At 57.6% G+C, this 15818-nt stretch carries 15 protein-coding genes; 9 read left to right on the plus strand and 6 right to left on the minus strand.

What is annotated here, in order from left to right:
* Together B9Z41_RS10500 and B9Z41_RS10505 are read left to right on the plus strand one after the other, a co-directional pair.
* The gene (locus B9Z41_RS10500; protein WP_100147019.1) at positions 1-1521 is read left to right on the plus strand and encodes a TRAP transporter large permease subunit; all 1521 of its coding nucleotides are present in this window, start codon (positions 1-3) and stop codon (positions 1519-1521) included.
* Positions 1522-1581: 60 nt separating this feature from the next.
* Complete coding sequence (locus B9Z41_RS10505) at positions 1582-2109, plus strand: hypothetical protein (RefSeq protein ID WP_100147020.1); 528 nt, start codon at positions 1582-1584, stop codon at positions 2107-2109.
* A gap of 68 nt (positions 2110-2177) precedes the next feature.
* Here the strand turns inward: B9Z41_RS10505 and B9Z41_RS10510 are convergent, their stop codons facing one another.
* The 4 genes from B9Z41_RS10510 to B9Z41_RS10525 form a co-directional block, all read right to left on the minus strand.
* On the minus strand, positions 2178-3257 hold the full coding sequence (locus B9Z41_RS10510) for a TRAP transporter substrate-binding protein (protein WP_100147021.1): 1080 nt from the start codon (positions 3255-3257) through the stop codon (positions 2178-2180).
* A gap of 177 nt (positions 3258-3434) precedes the next feature.
* Positions 3435-5282, minus strand: coding sequence for a 1-deoxy-D-xylulose-5-phosphate synthase (gene dxs, locus B9Z41_RS10515; protein WP_100147022.1), 1848 nt, complete (start codon positions 5280-5282; stop codon positions 3435-3437).
* A gap of 5 nt (positions 5283-5287) precedes the next feature.
* Positions 5288-6211: a polyprenyl synthetase family protein gene (locus B9Z41_RS10520; RefSeq protein ID WP_100147094.1), complete on the minus strand. Its 924-nt coding sequence runs from the start codon at positions 6209-6211 to the stop codon at positions 5288-5290.
* Between the two features lie 5 nt (positions 6212-6216).
* Positions 6217-6459, minus strand: a complete 243-nt coding sequence (locus tag B9Z41_RS10525; RefSeq protein ID WP_100147023.1) for an exodeoxyribonuclease VII small subunit — start codon at positions 6457-6459, stop codon at positions 6217-6219.
* Between the two features lie 169 nt (positions 6460-6628).
* Here B9Z41_RS10525 and B9Z41_RS10530 point away from each other — a divergent pair, with 169 nt between their 5' ends.
* From B9Z41_RS10530 to B9Z41_RS10540, 3 genes are read left to right on the plus strand one after another with little or no spacing between them, the layout of a single operon-like run.
* Positions 6629-7759 carry an aromatic ring-hydroxylating dioxygenase subunit alpha gene (locus B9Z41_RS10530; protein WP_100147024.1) on the plus strand — a complete coding sequence of 377 codons (1131 nt, stop codon included), beginning with the start codon at positions 6629-6631 and terminating at the stop codon, positions 7757-7759.
* A gap of 5 nt (positions 7760-7764) precedes the next feature.
* Complete coding sequence (locus B9Z41_RS10535; protein WP_100147025.1) at positions 7765-8661, plus strand: DMT family transporter; 897 nt, start codon at positions 7765-7767, stop codon at positions 8659-8661.
* Positions 8662-8679: 18 nt separating this feature from the next.
* A complete protein-coding gene (locus tag B9Z41_RS10540) occupies positions 8680-9537 on the plus strand; it encodes a sulfurtransferase (RefSeq protein ID WP_100147026.1) in 858 nt (285 codons plus the stop codon).
* A gap of 58 nt (positions 9538-9595) precedes the next feature.
* Here B9Z41_RS10540 and B9Z41_RS10545 read toward each other — a convergent pair whose 3' ends face one another.
* Positions 9596-10459, minus strand: coding sequence for a ZIP family metal transporter (locus tag B9Z41_RS10545; protein ID WP_100147027.1), 864 nt, complete (start codon positions 10457-10459; stop codon positions 9596-9598).
* 102 nt (positions 10460-10561) lie between these two features.
* Here B9Z41_RS10545 and B9Z41_RS10550 point away from each other — a divergent pair, with 102 nt between their 5' ends.
* Together B9Z41_RS10550 and B9Z41_RS10555 are read left to right on the plus strand one after the other, a co-directional pair.
* A complete protein-coding gene (locus tag B9Z41_RS10550) occupies positions 10562-10870 on the plus strand; it encodes a type II toxin-antitoxin system RelE/ParE family toxin (RefSeq protein ID WP_369823320.1) in 309 nt (102 codons plus the stop codon).
* Positions 10854-11144 (plus strand): addiction module antidote protein, encoded by a 291-nt coding sequence (locus tag B9Z41_RS10555; RefSeq protein ID WP_100147028.1) that lies wholly within the window; start codon positions 10854-10856, stop codon positions 11142-11144. The genes B9Z41_RS10550 and B9Z41_RS10555 overlap by 17 nt, the downstream gene beginning before the upstream one ends.
* A gap of 13 nt (positions 11145-11157) precedes the next feature.
* On the opposite strand, the gene polA is transcribed toward B9Z41_RS10555, so the two are convergent.
* Positions 11158-13962 carry a DNA polymerase I gene (gene polA / locus B9Z41_RS10560; protein ID WP_100147029.1) on the minus strand — a complete coding sequence of 935 codons (2805 nt, stop codon included), beginning with the start codon at positions 13960-13962 and terminating at the stop codon, positions 11158-11160.
* A gap of 99 nt (positions 13963-14061) precedes the next feature.
* Between polA and B9Z41_RS10565 the strand changes: the two genes are divergently transcribed.
* A complete protein-coding gene (locus B9Z41_RS10565; protein ID WP_100147030.1) occupies positions 14062-15033 on the plus strand; it encodes a homoserine kinase in 972 nt (323 codons plus the stop codon).
* A 2-nt stretch (positions 15034-15035) separates the two neighbouring features.
* On the plus strand, positions 15036-15812 hold the full coding sequence (locus tag B9Z41_RS10570) for a BPSS1780 family membrane protein (RefSeq protein WP_100147031.1): 777 nt from the start codon (positions 15036-15038) through the stop codon (positions 15810-15812).
* Positions 15813-15818 lie beyond the last annotated feature (6 nt).

Here is a 15818-nt window from a genome sequence, read left to right on the forward strand (position 1 = left end):
ATGCAAATGGAAAACTTCGCACCCATCATGTTTGTGGGCCTTGTGCTCACCATGTTGATTGGCTTCCCGGTCGCTTTCTCGCTGTCCTTTCTAGGTCTGGCCTGCGGCTTTTTCGCCATCAGCATGGACTGGTTTCCCGCCAGCTTTATGGCCAATCTGCCCTTGAACATTTTTGGCATTCTCAGCAACGACTTGCTGCTGGCCATTCCGTTCTTCACCTTCATGGGGGCCATTCTTGAGAAATGCGGCCTGGCCGAAGACATGCTCGACTCCATGGGTCAGCTCTTTGGCCCCGTCAAAGGCGGCCTGGGCTACTCGGTGATCATCGTGGGCTTCATTTTGGGCGCCATCACCGGCACTGTGGCGGGTCAAGTGATTGCCATGGCCTTGATCTCCTTGCCCGTGATGATTCGCTACGGCTACAACATGCGTTACGCCACCGGCGTGCTGGCGGCCTCGGGCACCATCACACAATTGGTCCCGCCTTCGCTGGTGTTGGTGGTGATGGCTGACCAACTGGGCCGCTCAGTAGGCGACATGTACAAAGGGGCTTGGGGCCCGTCGCTGATGCAAGTGGGCATCTTCGCGCTCTACACCTTTGGCTTGGGACTGCTCAAACCCGAGTACGTGCCCGGCGTGCCCAAAGAAGCACGCACCTTGAACGGTTGGGCGCTGTGGGCCAAGTGCTTGCGCGGCATCATTCCTTCCGCGTTCTTGATTTTTGCCGTGTTGGGCTCGATGGGCGGACTGCCTGGCATCAACACTGCCATCGCCACCCCCACCGAAGCAGGGGCCATGGGCTGCGTGGGTGCCTTGGTCTTGGCGGCCATGCACAAGCGCTTGGACAAAGACCTGATTTGGGAAGCCATGCACAGCACCATGCGCCTGACGGCGATGGTGGTGTTCATCCTGATCGGCTCACGCGTATTCTCAATGGTGTTCCAAGGCGTCGATGGTGCGAAATGGGTGGAGCATTTGCTGTCGGGCTTGCCCGGCGGTCAAGTGGGCTTTTTGGTGGTGGTGAACGTGTTCATCTTCTTCCTGGCCTTCTTCCTCGACTTCTTTGAAATCGCCTTCATCATCTTGCCCATGCTCGGGCCCGTGGCCGAAAAAATGGGCATCGACATGGTGTGGTTCGGCGTGCTGTTGTGCGTGAACATGCAAACCAGCTTCATGCACCCGCCGTTTGGTTTTGCGCTGTTCTACCTGCGCGGCATTGCCGACACCTTGTTCAAAGAAGGTCGCATTGAAAAACCCGTGCGCTCGAACGACATTTACATGGGTGCCATTCCTTGGGTGATCATGCAATTGATCTTGGTCGTGATCGTGATCTTTGTGCCTGAAACCGTCACCATGTTCTTGGACAAAGAAGAAAAGGTGGACCTCGACAAAGTGGTGATCGACATGCCTTCTGAACAAGAAGTGCCAGAAGCCGAACTCAAGCTCGATGGCAGCAAGCCGTCGGCTGCGGAAAATGCTGCCGATGAGCAGAAAAAGATCGACGACTTGTTCAAAAAATAAATCGTCCCCCTCTCTCCAGCCCCTCCGGTCCAACCGTGAGGGGCTTTTTCTTGGTAACCCATGAACCACGACACTCACTCGCCTGCCTCTGTTGAGCCGCAGACCAAACCAGGCATCGCGCCTTTCCACTTTCAACCGCACCCCGAGGTGCTGGAGGGGGCCGCGTTTTCACGCAGCTTTCAAACCCTCACCGGGTTGATCGTGTTGGGCTCTGCCTATTGGCTATTGAGCTTGTGGCAACAAGGCAAATTTGGCGGTGACACAGGCGTGGCTGGGTTGAAAGCCGCTGGCTGGTTCATCGTGGCGTGGGCCTTGCTGGCCTGGACCGCGTGGCATGTGCTGCAAAGCCGTGTCCGCATCGATGCGCAGGGCATTCATCAAACCTGGATCTGGGACAAACACATGGCGTTTGATGACTTGGCATTTGCCAAGCTGATTCGCATTCGTGGCTTGGAATGGTTCATGGCGCCACGCTTGTACGTACGCACCTTGGTGGGCAAGTTCGCCGTGTTTTATGTCACAGACGCCACGGTCTTGGCTGAGTGCGAGCGTCTGTCGGCAGAACTCAAAGCGTTTCGCCAGATGTGAAGTTCAACACCCACGCATAAAAAAACCGCGCCCGAGAGCGCGGTTTTTTTGGTCAGCTCAAAGGCTGGTTACAGCTTTTGTGCTTGCATGAATGCGTCAAAACGCGCTTCAGTGAAACGGAACCACAGGTTCTGATCGCCACGGAATTTGGAATAGTCTGTGTAGACCTTCTTCCAGTTTTCGTTCTTGGCAGACAGCTCTTCGTAGAAGGCCATGGCTTCTTTGAAGCTGGCTGCCATCACGTCTTTGGGGAACTCGCGCAGCTTGGTGCCAGAGCCCACCAATTGCTTCAAGGCGCCAGGGTTGCGTGCATCGTACTTGGCTTGCATGTCCGTGTGGGCTTGTGCCGCAGCAGCTTCCACAATGGCTTTGTACTCAGGGCTCAAAGCATTGAAGGCTTTGTCGTTGATGAAGAAGTCAAGCTCAGGGCCGCCTTCCCAGAAACCTGGGTAGTAGTAGAACGGTGCCACTTTGCTGAAGCCCAGCTTCAAGTCGTCATAAGGGCCAATCCACTCGGCAGAGTCGATGGTGCCTTTTTCCAGGGCGGGGTAAATGTCTCCGCCTGGAATGTTTTGGGGCACCACGCCCAAGCGCTCGAGCACTTTGCCGCCAAAGCCACCGATACGGAATTTCAAACCTTTCAGGTCTGCCACCGATTTGATTTCCTTGCGGAACCAACCACCCATTTGAGCGCCCGTGTTGCCGCCAGGAAAGTTGACGATGTTGTACTTGGCGTAGAACTCGCGCATCAGCTTCAAGCCGTTGCCTTCGTACATCCAGGCGGTCATTTGACGGCTGTTCAGGCCGAAAGGAATGGCACAACCCAAGGCAAAGGTTTCGTCCTTACCGAAGAAATAGTAAGGGGCTGTGTGCGCCATTTCGATGGAGCCTTGTTGCACACCATCCACCACACCAAAGGCAGGCATGATTTCGCCAGCAGCGTGCACCGAGATTTCAAACTTGCCGCCCGACATGTTTTTGACGGCACGGGCAAACGTGTCGGCAGCACCATGGATGGTGTCCAGCGACTTGGGAAAGCTCGAAGCCAAACGCCAACGGATGGCGGCTTGTGCATGCACTGCGGGAGCAGCACCGGCTGCCAAAATACCTGCAATACCTGCGTTTTTAATAACGGAACGACGGTCCATGAAGACTCCCTTGAGTTGTTACAACAGATCCTGAACAGGCTTCGCTTCTGAGAGGCTCGCCTAAAGGATGGGGCATTGTATGCAGTCGCTCGCGCGACTTCGTGCGGGTTTCTACCAGAGACAGATGGCGTTGAAAAAAACTTCACGCCACGTGAAAAGGCATCAAGCCGCAGTCCGTCATTTTCCAAATCGCTGGGTGATGGAGGCTTGGATACCGGCAGCATCCAAGCCCAGTTCAACCAGCAACTTCACTGGGTCTCCATGCTCTGTGAAGATGTCAGCCACGCCCAATGTCAGCACGGGCTTGAGGAGTTGCAACTGCTGCAAAGCCTCCAACACGGCAGAGCCTGCGCCGCCCATCAGTGCCCCCTCTTCCACTGTGACCAAGGCCTCATGGTTGGCTGCGATTTGCGCCAATAAATCAATATCCAACGGCTTGGCCCAACGCATGTTGACCACCGTGGCGTTCAGTGCTTCTCCTGCTTGCAAGGCGGGGTATAGCAAAGTGCCAAAGGCCAAGATGGCAATGCGTTGCCCCTGACGTCGAACTTCAGCTTTGCCAAAAGGCAGTGCATTCAAACCAGCTTGCACAGGCACACCGGCCCCGGCGCCGCGCGGGTAACGCACGGCCACACAGTGGTCTTGCTGGTAAGCGGTGGTGAGCAACTGACGGCATTCGTTTTCGTCTGCCGGGCACGCAATGCTCACGTTGGGAACGCAGCGCAAAAATGCAATGTCGTACAAACCTGCATGGGTCGGACCGTCAGCGCCCACAATGCCCGCACGATCCAGCGCCAGCACCATGGGTAGTTTTTGCAGGGCCACGTCATGGATCAACTGGTCATAGGCACGCTGTAAAAAGGTGGAGTAAATCGCCACCACCGGCTTGACGCCTTCACAGGCCAAACCGGCCGCAAAAGTCAGGGCGTGTTGTTCGGCAATGCCCACGTCGTAATAGCGATCGGGAAAGCGCTGGTGAAACGCCACCATACCCGAGCCTTCGCGCATGGCCGGTGTGATGCCCACCAGCAGCGGGTCTTGCTCGGCCATGTCACACAACCATTGACCAAACACTTGGGTGAAGGTTGTTTTTGGGGGAGTGACCGGTGGGGTCAACCCCACAGCGGGATCAAATTTGCCGGGGCCGTGGTAGGCCACGGGGTCGGCCTCGGCCAAGTCATAGCCTTGGCCTTTTTTGGTCACCACGTGGAGGAACTGTGGGCCTTCGAGATGCTTGATGTTTTCGAGCGTTGGGATCAACGAGTCCAAGTCATGGCCATCGATGGGGCCGATGTAGTTGAAACCAAATTTTTCAAACAAGGTAGCAGGCACCACCATGCCTTTGGCATGCTCTTCAAAACGTTTGGCCAACTCAAACAGCGGCGGCGCACCTTTGAGCACTTGCTTGCCCACTTCTTTGGCTGCGGCATAAAAACGCCCGCTCATGAGTTGCGCCAAGTAGCGGTTGAGTGCGCCCACAGGCGGGCTGATGGACATGTCGTTGTCGTTCAAGATGACTAACAAGCGCGCATTGCTCACGCCCGCATTGTTGAGCGCTTCAAAGGCCATGCCCGCCGTCATGGCACCGTCGCCGATGACGGCAATGGCGTGGCGTTGCTCACCTTTTTGCTGCGAGGCCAACGCCATACCCAATGCAGCAGAAATGCTGGTGGAAGAATGCGCCGTGCCAAAGGCGTCGTACACGCTTTCATCTCGCTTAGGAAAACCGCTCAAACCATGACGTTGACGCAAAGAGGCCATCTGCTCGCGACGACCCGTCAAAATTTTGTGCGGATAGGTTTGGTGACCCACGTCCCACACCACGCGGTCATCGGGCGTGTTGAACACGTAGTGCAACGCCACCGTCAACTCCACCGTGCCCAAGTTGGAGCTCAAGTGCCCACCGGTTTTGGCCACGCTGTGCAACAGATAACTGCGCAACTCATCGGCCAGCGTGCCCAATTGCTGACGCGGCAAAGCCCGTAAATCGGCGGGAGAGTTGATGGTGGACAACAAAGAAGACATAGGGGTCAGGTATTCCGGTTCACCACCCGCTGAGCGAGTGCCGCCAGCGCTTGGGTGTGGGTCAATTGGCTGGCAGTCAAGGCAGTCAAGGCCTCGTCCAGCAAGGCGTTGGCGTAGGCTTGTGCGCGCGCCAACCCCAGCAGTGAGACATAGGTGGGTTTGTCATTGGCAGCATCTTTGCCAGCAGTTTTGCCCAAGGTGGCCGAGTCGGCGGTGACATCCAAGATGTCGTCCACCACCTGAAAGGCCAGGCCCAAGGCCTGACCGTAACGCTGCAAACCTTGAATAGCCTCGACGCTGGGACGCCCACAAGCCGACCCCATCAGCACGCTGGCTTCCAGCAACGCACCGGTTTTCAGGCGGTGCATCTGGCGCAACTGGTCTTCATTCAAACTCAAGCCCACGCTGGCCAGGTCAATGGCTTGGCCACCGGCCATGCCAGCATGCCCTGCCGCACGTGCCAGCAAACGGCACAAACGGGCTTGCACAACGTCGTCAATGGCCGAGGACTCAGGCGTGAGCAACTCAAACGCCAAGGCTTGCAAAGCGTCCCCCGCCAACAGCGCCTGGGCTTCGCCAAACTGGACATGCACCGTGGGCTTGCCACGACGCAGCACGTCGTTGTCCATGCAGGGCATGTCGTCGTGCACCAATGAATACGCATGAATCAGTTCAACCGCACATGCCGCGCGCAAGGCCGCCTCGTCCAACCCCAAGTGGGGCTCATCGTTTGCCACGGCTTGACGTGCAGCCAACACCAGCAAGGGGCGCAAACGTTTGCCACCATCCAACACGGCGTAGCGCATGGCATCGCCCAAACCCGCCGGAGCTTGGGGGTTGATCCACAGCGATAAGGCTTGCTCCACACGAGTCAGCGCTTGGTCACTCCAGGCATCTAAATCGAAGGCGTTGTTTGTAGAGATGCGCATGGTGCTCAAGTCGCCGTCCAAGGTTTCATGACCCCGTTGTCCAACACCTGTATTTGCTGCTCGACAGCATCAAGTTGGGCGCGACAGTAAGCCAAAAGTTCAGCGCCACGCTGGTAACCCGACAACAACTCGGCCAGCGGCATTTGCCCGGACTCCATGTGTTGGACCAAGCTCTCCAGCTCTTTCAAAGCCGCTTCGTAGCTGGCAGGCGCAGTGTCTGCACGGGTGGTAGGGGTTGCCTTGGGCATGCGGTGCGGGCTTTCTAATGTGAGAAAGGTCAAAGAGCTGTGTATTTTAGGCGGCTCTCTGAGAGGGCCTGCCCCCGAAAGGTACAATGGCGCTTCTCTAATCAGCCTATGGGCTGATTTATTTTTGTCATACCACCTCCCTGTGGGGAGTCTTTAGGTCAGGTCCCCCATGTCTGATTTAAGTCTTCAACTGCAGCAGGCATCTAGCCAACTACCAGTTACCAGTTACTTCGATGAAGCGCTGTTTCAGCGTGAACTGGAGACCATCTTTCAGCTCGGGCCCCGTTATGTGGGCCATCAATTGGCTGTGCCCGAATTGGGCGACTACTACGCGCTTCCGCACGAAGGCGAAGGGCGTGCTTTGGTGCGCTCACAGCAAGGCATCGAGCTCATCTCGAACGTCTGCCGTCACCGCCAAGCTGTCATGCTCAAAGGCCGTGGCTCACTCAACACACAAGGCGCGGGTACAGCCGGTGGCAACATCGTGTGCCCTCTGCACCGCTGGACCTATTCGCCCTCTGGCCAATTGTTGGGGGCCCCGCACTTCTCCCACGATCCGTGCCTGAACCTCAACAACTACAAACTGCGGGAGTGGAATGGCCTGCTGTTTGAAGACAACGGCTTGGACATCGAAGCGGACCTGGCCCACATGGGACCGCGTGCCGCGCTGGACTTCACAGGCTTTGCGCTGGACCGCGTGGAGTTGCACGAGTGCAACTACAACTGGAAAACCTTCATCGAGGTGTATCTGGAGGACTACCACGTGGGCCCCTTCCACCCGGGCTTAGGCCAATTTGTCACTTGTGATGACCTGAGCTGGGAATTCAAAGACAACTACTCGGTGCAAACCGTGGGCGTCTCCAGTGGCTTTGGCAAACCCGGTTCGCCGACCTACCAAAAGTGGCACGACGTGCTGCTGAAATACCGCAACGGCCAGTTGCCCGAGCAGGGTGCCATTTGGCTCACCTACTACCCACACATCATGGTCGAGTGGTATCCCCACGTGTTGACTGTCTCCACGCTGCACCCCATCAGCCCCAGCAAGACGCTCAACATGGTGGAGTTTTACTACCCCGAAGAGATCGTCGCTTTTGAACGCGAATTTGTAGAAGCACAACAAGCCGCCTACATGGAAACTTGCATTGAAGACGACGAAATTGCAGAGCGCATGGACGCGGGTCGCAAGGCCTTGATGCAACGCGGCGACAACGAAGTCGGCCCCTACCAAAGCCCCATGGAAGACGGCATGCAGCACTTCCACGAGTGGTACCGCGGCAAACTGAACTTCACCACCCCCTAAGGTCCATGCAAGCCCTGTGGATGCTGCTGGGCGCAGCTTTCTTCGCCACCATGGGCGTGTGCGTGAAGTTTGCATCCGCCTATTTCAGCCCGGCTGAATTGGTGTTCTATCGTGGCTTGGTCGGCATCGTGTTTTTGGCCGTCATCGCCAAACAACAAGGCATCTCATTGCGTACGCGCTATCCAGGCATGCATGTGTGGCGTTCAGCGGTGGGCGTGTTGTCGCTGGGGTCTTGGTTTTATGCCATTGCCCACCTGCCCTTGGCCACGGCCATGACCCTCAACTACATGAGTGGTGTGTGGGTGGCTGCCTTTTTGGTGGGCGGCGCTTTGCTGAACTGGAACCCACAAGACGGACAAAGCGCATGGTCACAGGGCCCGCTGGCCATCACCGTGCTGACGGGTTTTGCCGGGGTGGTGATGATGCTGCGCCCCACCATCGACCAAAACCAAATTTTTGCTGGCCTGATCGGGCTCATGTCAGGCTTTGTGGCTGCATTTGCCTTCATGCAAGTCATGGCGCTGGGCCGTGTGGGTGAACCCGAAACACGCACCGTGTTTTACTTTGCCATCGGAACTGCGGTGGCCGGTGGCGGTGTGATGGTGTTCGATGGCATCTCACCCTGGGACTGGCAGCACGCTGTGTGGCTGCTGCCCGTTGGCGTGTTTGCATCACTGGGTCAACTGTGCCTCACCCGCGCTTACAGCCAGGGCGCTACTTTGGTCGTCGCCAATTTGCAATACTCGGGCATTGTGTTTGCGGCGCTCTACAGTTTGCTGCTATTCGGTGACGACATTCCACTCATAGGCTGGGCTGGCATGGCCTTGATCGTGGGCAGCGGCATGGTGGCCACGTTGCTACGTGCCCGTGCAGCGCCCAACGCCCCCGCAGAAGAACACTGAAACCATCCAGGAGACACCATGTACACCACCCTCATCAGCGTGACCCAGTTGCAAACCTTGCAGTCGCAGCATGCGCCCGTGATGGTGATCGACTGCACTTGCGATTTGATGCAACCCGCCGTAGGACCGCAACAGTTTCAAGAGCAGCACATTGCGGGTGCGTTGTACGCCGACCTGAATGACAACCTGAGTGCCAAAGACGCTGCCCACGCGGTCAACGGTGGACGCCACCCCTTACCCAAACGTGAAGTATTTGCCCAATGGTTACAAAGCATTGGCTTGACCAACGACATGCAAGTGGTGGTGTATGACCGCAACGGCATGAACTACTGTGGCCGTTTGTGGTGGATGCTCAAATGGTGTGGGCACGACGCCGTGGCGGTGCTTGATGGCGGCTGGCAAGCTTGGCTAGCTGCGGGCGGTGCCACCGCGTCAGGCGTCGCGCCCACCCCCACACCGTCTCACTTCGCCTTGCATGCGCCGTTGGTGACCTTGGTCGACACCCCCACCGTGGCAAGTCGACTGGATGTGCCGCAACAAACCTTGATCGACGCCCGAGGCGCCCCGCGTTACCGTGGCGAGGTCGAACCCATCGACCCCGTGGCAGGCCACATTCCAGGTGCGCTGAACCGGCCCTTCAACAGCAACCTGGACGAACAAGGTTTTTTCAAAAAACCTGAGGTGTTGCGCGCAGAATTTGTGGCTCTGTTGGATGGGCGCACGCCCCTAGGTGTGGTGCACCACTGCGGCAGCGGTGTGAGCGCAGTGCCCAATGTGTTGGCCATGGAAGTGGCAGGGTTGGGTGGCAGCGGCTTGTATGCCGGGAGCTGGAGCGAGTGGTGCACCACCCCTGGCTTGCCCGTGGCCAGGGGCTAAGCCACTGAGTGGCAGCGCGGGGTCGGCCACAACCCGATCGAAGGCGCGGCCTGCGCGATCAGTGCTGTGCCAACTCGCCCAGCAAGGCCACCAAGCCCATGCCTAAAAACAACCACGCCACTTGCGCGGCAGTTTGCGCAGGGCTCAGGCGCTTTTGCAATTGCGGAATCAAGTCGGCCAGCGCCACATAGATGAAGCTGCTGGCAGCCACCACCAAAAAGTACGGCAGGTACTCGTGCATGGCCCCCACCAGCAAATAGCCCACCAGACCGCCAATGGCCGTCACACCACCGGCCAGTGAGAGTTTGAACAAGGCCGCACGCGGTGTGGCCAAGGTTTGGCGTAACACCACCAAGTCCCCCACATGGTGGGGCACCTCGTGGGCCATCACGGCCACCGCAGACGCCAAGCCCAAACGCCAATCGGCCACAAAAGCAGCCGCAATCAAAATGCCGTCGCCAAACGCATGCACGCTGTCGCCCAACAACACCGCCCACCCACCGCCGTGTGCGTGGTGATGGCCATGGTCGTGCGTTGCACCGGCATGTGCTGCATGTGCATGTGGATGAACATGGCCATGGTGTGCGTCGTGGGGGTCATGGCTGTGGACTTCTGCTTGTGACTCAGCTTGGTGGTGTTCATGTCCGTGGTGCCACAACTCGGCCTTGTCGAGCAGAAAGAAAAACACCAAGCCCACCAGCAACACGGCAAACAAAGCCTGTGCCGACACGCCAGCCGACACCGACTGCTCGAACGCCTCTGGCAACAAGCGCATGAAAGCCGTGGCCAGCAAAGCGCCCGCCGCCAAGCTCAACAAGTGCTGGGTGTAACGAGAGAGCAAGGCATAAGCCAGCAAGGCCGCCAGCCACACACTGCCCATGCCAGCGACCAAAGTGCCGACCAGAATAGAAAGCAACGTCATGGGTGAATCATAGGGACTTTGTAAGTCGCACCCTCAGCACCCATGGAACTGTCTTTTTAGAGTTCTTCACGAACACACAAGCCAAAGACAAGGAGTATCCAAGTGGATACAATTTACCAAATTTCACAAACACCTCAATTTGTGAAATGGCTCAAAGATATTCGAGCAAAAGCTGCGATTGTGTTGAGACTCAAGAGCATCGAAGCAGGTAACTTGGGCGATTTCAAGCAACTCGAAAACAGCGTGGCTGAATTACGCTTTCACATCGGACCGGGGTATCGGGTTTATTTCTCACGACGCAACCAAAAGTTAATTTTGCTTTTGGCAGGCGGCGATAAATCGACCCAAGCGAAAGACATTGCACGCGCACTCAAACTGGCAAAGGAATACGTCGATGAGCAAGACCATTGAATTTGATGCTGCAAGCTATCTTGACAGCGAGGACATGATTGCCCAATACCTTAACCTTGCCTTTGAAAGCGGCGATACCGACTTGCTGCTTTTGGCCATTGGAGACATTGCCAAGGCACGTGGGATGACGCAAGTCGCAATTGATTCAGGCTTGGGACGCGAAAGTCTCTACAAAGCTTTGAGGGCTGGCTCAAAACCACGCTTTGACACCATGCTGAAAGTCATGCATGCATTAGGGGTACGTATTCAGGCCTATTCAGTTGAAACGCAATAGCAAGCAATTGTTTCTAATGCGCCTCGTCCCAATTGCGACCCACGCCCACTTCCGCCAGCAAGGGCACTTTGAGCTGTGCCACCTCGGCCATCAGGCGTGGTACTTCGGTCTTGAGCCAATCCACTTCTGACTCGGGCACTTCAAACACCAGTTCATCGTGCACTTGCATGATCACTTTGATCGAACGGTGTTGCGCGTCCAGCACCTGTTGCACCTTGACCATGCTGAGCTTGATCAGGTCTGCCGCCGTGCCTTGCATGGGCGCGTTGATGGCCGCACGCTCTGCCCCCGCGCGGCGCGGGCCGTTGGGACTGTTGATTTCAGGCAGGTACAAGCGACGGCCAAACACGGTCTCCACATAGCCCTGTGCTTTGGCTTGGGCTCGGGTGTCGTCCATGTAGCGTTTGACACCGGCAAAGCGCTCAAAGTAACGGGTGATGTAGTTTTTGGCAGCGGTGTTGTCGATGCCCAGCGCCTTGGCCAAGCCAAAGGCGCTCATGCCGTAGATCAAGCCAAAGTTGATGACTTTGGCATAGCGACGCTGCTCGGTGCTCACTTGGTCCACCGCCACACCAAACACCTCGGCAGCCGTGGCACGGTGCACATCCAAGCCGTCATGGAAAGCTTTGACCAAGGCCTCGTCGTCGCTCAAATGCGCCATGATGCGCAGCTCGATTTGGCTGTAGTCAGCACTGGCAATCACGCTGCCAGCAGGGGCCACAAAGGCTTCGCGCACTTTGCGACCTTCTGCGGTGCGGATGGGGATGTTCTGCAAATTGGGGTCATTGCTGGACAAACGTCCCGTCACTGCCACCGCTTGTGCGTAATGGGTGTGCACGCGCCCGGTACGCGGCAGCGCCATCTGCGCCAGCTTGTCGGTGTAGGTGCCTTTGAGCTTGCTCAAGGAGCGGTGCTCCAAAATCTTGGCAGGCAATGGGTAGTCTTCGGCCAGTTTTTCCAGCACTTCTTCGTCGGTACTGCGCGCCCCAGTGGCGGTTTTTTTGACGACGGGCAAACCGAGCTTGTCAAAAAAGATTTCGCCCAACTGCTTGGGGCTGGCCAAGTTGAACGGTTGCCCAGCAATCTCATAGGCCTCAGCTTCAAGTTGCACAATGCGCTGGCCCAAAGCATGGCTTTGCGCCGCCAAGGTGGGCCCGTCGATCAACACACCGTTGCGTTCAATGCGGTAGAGCGCTTCGCTGCTGGCAATTTCCAGCTCGTAGACAAAGCGCAGCTTGTCGTCGGCTTGCAAACGCGGCCACAGGGCTTGGTGCACCTCCAGCGTCATGTCCGAGTCTTCGCACGAGTACTCGGTGGCAGGTGCCACATCCACTTGGGAAAACGGAATTTGGTGTGCGCCCTTGCCGCACAGGTCTTCGTAACTCAAGCCTTTGCGGCCCACATGGCGTTCGGCCAAGCTGGCCAAACCGTGCGGCTTATGGACTTCCAACACATAGCTTTGCAGCATGGTGTCATGCACATAGCCTTGCACCTCGATGCCGTGGTTGGCCATGACATGGCGGTCGTACTTGATGTGCTGGCCCAGTTTTTTGGCGGCGGGGTTTTCAAACCAGGGTTTGAGTTTGGCCAACACCTCGTTGAGGGGCAACTGCGTGGGTGCGTCGCCATAGCTGTGTGCCAGCGGGATGTAGCAGGCCGCGCCCGCTTGCACCGAAAAACTCAAGCCCACCACCTCGGCGCGCATGGCGTCCAGCGAGGTGGTTTCGGTGTCAAACGCCACCAAGTCAGCGGCCTGAATTTGTTTAAACCATGCGTCAAACGATTCCCAAGTGAGGACGCAGTCATAGGTCTTGGTGGTGACTTTCGAGGGCGTGGGCGCTGGCTCGTCAAACAGACCGAGGGTGCCACCTGGCGGCTGATCGCCTGCGCCCGGGGCATGTGCGTCTGCCGCACTTGCTGTAGGGCTGCCCAGGGCCTCGCCCATCGCACGAGCCAGGCCTTTGAAGCCATAGGTTTCGTAAAAGGCTTTGAGCGCAGACTTGTCGGGCTCGGCCAAATGCAGGGCGTCCAGCGCAGGCAAACCCGGCACATGGCCGGACAAATCGCAATCGGTTTTCATGGTCACCAGCTGACGCCCCGTGACCAACCACTCACGCGCTTGCCGCAAGTTCTCACCCGCCACCCCTTTGATGGCATCGGCGTTTTGCAGCAAGGCGTCGAGCGAGCCGTATTCCATCAGCCACTTGGCGGCGGTCTTGGGGCCGACCTTGGGCACGCCGGGCACGTTGTCCACGGTGTCGCCCACCAAGGTTTGAAAGTCGATCATCAAACTCGGCGGCACGCCAAACTCGGCGGTCACGCCCGCCACGTCGCGTTTTTTGCCGTTCATGGTGTCCATGATGGTGATGTGTTCGTTCACCAACTGGCTCAGGTCTTTGTCGCCACTCGACACCACCACCGTCATGCCCTGCTGAGCAGCCGTCACCGCCAAGGTGGCGATCACGTCATCGGCCTCCACACCCGGGACATCGAGCACGGTCCAGCCCAGCATGCGCACCATCTGGTGGATGGGCTCAATTTGGCTGCGCAAATCGTCAGGCATGGGCGAGCGGTGGGCCTTGTACTCGGGGTACATGGCGTCGCGAAAGGTTGGGCCCTTGGCATCAAACACGCACGCAGCCCATTGCGTCGGCACTTCTTTGCGCAAGGCCTGCATCATGTTGATCATGCCGCGAATGGCCCCGGTGGCAGCGCTGGTGGGGTCACCCGGCACGGCACGCAGGTCGGGCATGGCATGGAAAGCACGGTAGAGGTAGCTAGAGCCGTCTACCAACAGCAAGGTCTTGTTTTCTGACATGCCGCGATTGTGCCGTGCCCATGGCCTGTTGTTGGCGTCCAGCGGGGCCCCGCAAGGGCGACCACTACAATTGAGGCACTTTTCACCCCCCACCCCGTCATGGCTGTTTTCACCGAAGTTTCCGAGTCCACCGCGCAAGATCTGCTGACACAACTCAAGCTGGGTGAATTGGTCGAACTCAAGGGCATCCAAGGCGGAATTGAAAACACCAATTACTTCCTCACCAGCAGCGACGGCGCTTATGTGCTGACCCTGTTTGAGCGACTCACCCACGCGCAACTACCCTTCTATCTGTACCTGATGAAGCATTTGGCTGAGCGTGGCATTCCGGTGCCAGACCCGGTGTCTGACCGCCACGGCGACATCTTGCTCACCGTGCAAGGCAAGCCTGCCGCCGTGGTGAACCGTTTGCGCGGAAAAAGTGAACTGGCGCCCACCTCCATCCACTGTGCGGCCGTGGGCGACATGCTGGCACGCATGCACTTGGCGGGAAGCGACTTTGCGCGTGAGCAACCCAATTTGCGGGGCCTGGACTGGTGGGCACACACTGTGCCTGTGGTGTTGCCGTTTTTATATCCCTCACAGTCCACCTTGATTCAATCGGAATTGGCCTACCAGCACCACGTGGCGGCTTCATCGGCTTACACCGCGCTGCCCCGTGGCCCGGTGCATGCCGACTTGTTCCGCGACAACGTGATGTTTGATGGCCCCCTCGATACGCCCGAATTGACCGGCTTTTTTGATTTTTATTTCGCAGGTGTGGACACCTGGTTGTTTGACTTGGCCGTGTGCATCAACGATTGGTGCATTGACCATGACGCGTCAACAAATGACCGTCACAACCCCGAAAAAATGCAAGCCCTGGTCAAGGCCTACCAAGCCGTGCGCCCACTGACTGCCGCAGAGCGCCAGCTGTTCAACGCCACCTTGCGTGCCGGTGCTTTGCGGTTTTGGGTCTCACGCTTGTGGGACTTCCATTTGCCGCGTGAAGCCAGCTTGTTGCAGGCCCACGACCCCAGCCACTTCGAGCACGTGTTGCGCGAACGCGTGACCCAACCGGTACACCTGTGACCATGAAACTCCATGTTGTTCCTGCACGCACCGGCGCCCTTTGGGTGCGTCAAGGCATTCGTACCTTCTGGAAACAACCCATCGCGTTGAGCGGCTTGTTTTTCATGTTCATGGCGCTGATGTCGGTGTCATCGCTGGTGCCCGTAATAGGGAGCTTTTTTGCACTCATGCTGCTGCCTGCCGCTTCTTTGGGGCTCATGGCGGCCACGCGTGAGGTGGATTTGGGTAAGTTCCCCATGCCGATGATTTTGGCCAGTGGGTTTCGCGCGGGCAGAGAACGCAAGCGTGACATGCTGGTGCTGGGGCTGCTTTATGCGCTGGGCTTCATCGGCGTGATGGGCTTGTCCATGCTGGTCGATGGCGGTGACTTTGCCAAGCTCTACCTGGTCGGTGGCGCGCTGGACAAGGAAACGTTGATGACGCCGGAGTTTCAAAACGCCATGTGGTTGTCAATGTTGTTGTACCTGCCTTTGTCGGCTGTGTTCTGGCATGCGCCAGCCCTGGTGCATTGGCATGGCGTGCCGGCCATCAAGAGTTTGTTTTTCAGCACCGTGGCCTGTTTGAGCAACTGGCGTGCTTTTTTGGTGTTCGGCCTGTTGTGGTCGTTTATTTTTCTGCTCACGGCGTTGGTGATCACGCTGATTTCCAGCTTCACGGGCGACAGTGAATTTGCGTCACTGGCCCTGCTGCCCGCCATGCTGATGTTGGCCGCGATGTTTTTTTGCTCGACCTACTACAGCTTTCGCGACAGCTTCGTGTCCGACGTGATTTACGCCTGAGTGTGA

The sequence above is a fragment of the Limnohabitans sp. JirII-31 genome, assembly GCF_002778315.1.
In the GTDB taxonomy this organism is placed as follows: Bacteria; Pseudomonadota; Gammaproteobacteria; order Burkholderiales; family Burkholderiaceae_C; genus Limnohabitans.

What these genes read in the sequence shown, in the direction of transcription:
- B9Z41_RS10500 (WP_100147019.1), top strand. Translation starts at nt 1, where the DNA reads ATGCAAATGGAAAACTTCGCACCCATCATGTTTGTGGGCCTTGTGCTC.
- B9Z41_RS10505 (WP_100147020.1), top strand. Translation starts at nt 1,582, where the DNA reads ATGAACCACGACACTCACTCGCCTGCCTCTGTTGAGCCGCAGACCAAA.
- B9Z41_RS10510 (WP_100147021.1), bottom strand. Translation starts at nt 3,257, where the DNA reads ATGGACCGTCGTTCCGTTATTAAAAACGCAGGTATTGCAGGTATTTTG.
- dxs (WP_100147022.1), bottom strand. Translation starts at nt 5,282, where the DNA reads ATGTCTTCTTTGTTGTCCACCATCAACTCTCCCGCCGATTTACGGGCT.
- B9Z41_RS10520 (WP_100147094.1), bottom strand. Translation starts at nt 6,211, where the DNA reads ATGCGCATCTCTACAAACAACGCCTTCGATTTAGATGCCTGGAGTGAC.
- B9Z41_RS10525 (WP_100147023.1), bottom strand. Translation starts at nt 6,459, where the DNA reads ATGCCCAAGGCAACCCCTACCACCCGTGCAGACACTGCGCCTGCCAGC.
- B9Z41_RS10530 (WP_100147024.1), top strand. Translation starts at nt 6,629, where the DNA reads ATGTCTGATTTAAGTCTTCAACTGCAGCAGGCATCTAGCCAACTACCA.
- B9Z41_RS10535 (WP_100147025.1), top strand. Translation starts at nt 7,765, where the DNA reads ATGCAAGCCCTGTGGATGCTGCTGGGCGCAGCTTTCTTCGCCACCATG.
- B9Z41_RS10540 (WP_100147026.1), top strand. Translation starts at nt 8,680, where the DNA reads ATGTACACCACCCTCATCAGCGTGACCCAGTTGCAAACCTTGCAGTCG.
- B9Z41_RS10545 (WP_100147027.1), bottom strand. Translation starts at nt 10,459, where the DNA reads ATGACGTTGCTTTCTATTCTGGTCGGCACTTTGGTCGCTGGCATGGGC.
- B9Z41_RS10555 (WP_100147028.1), top strand. Translation starts at nt 10,854, where the DNA reads ATGAGCAAGACCATTGAATTTGATGCTGCAAGCTATCTTGACAGCGAG.
- polA (WP_100147029.1), bottom strand. Translation starts at nt 13,962, where the DNA reads ATGTCAGAAAACAAGACCTTGCTGTTGGTAGACGGCTCTAGCTACCTC.
- B9Z41_RS10565 (WP_100147030.1), top strand. Translation starts at nt 14,062, where the DNA reads ATGGCTGTTTTCACCGAAGTTTCCGAGTCCACCGCGCAAGATCTGCTG.
- B9Z41_RS10570 (WP_100147031.1), top strand. Translation starts at nt 15,036, where the DNA reads ATGAAACTCCATGTTGTTCCTGCACGCACCGGCGCCCTTTGGGTGCGT.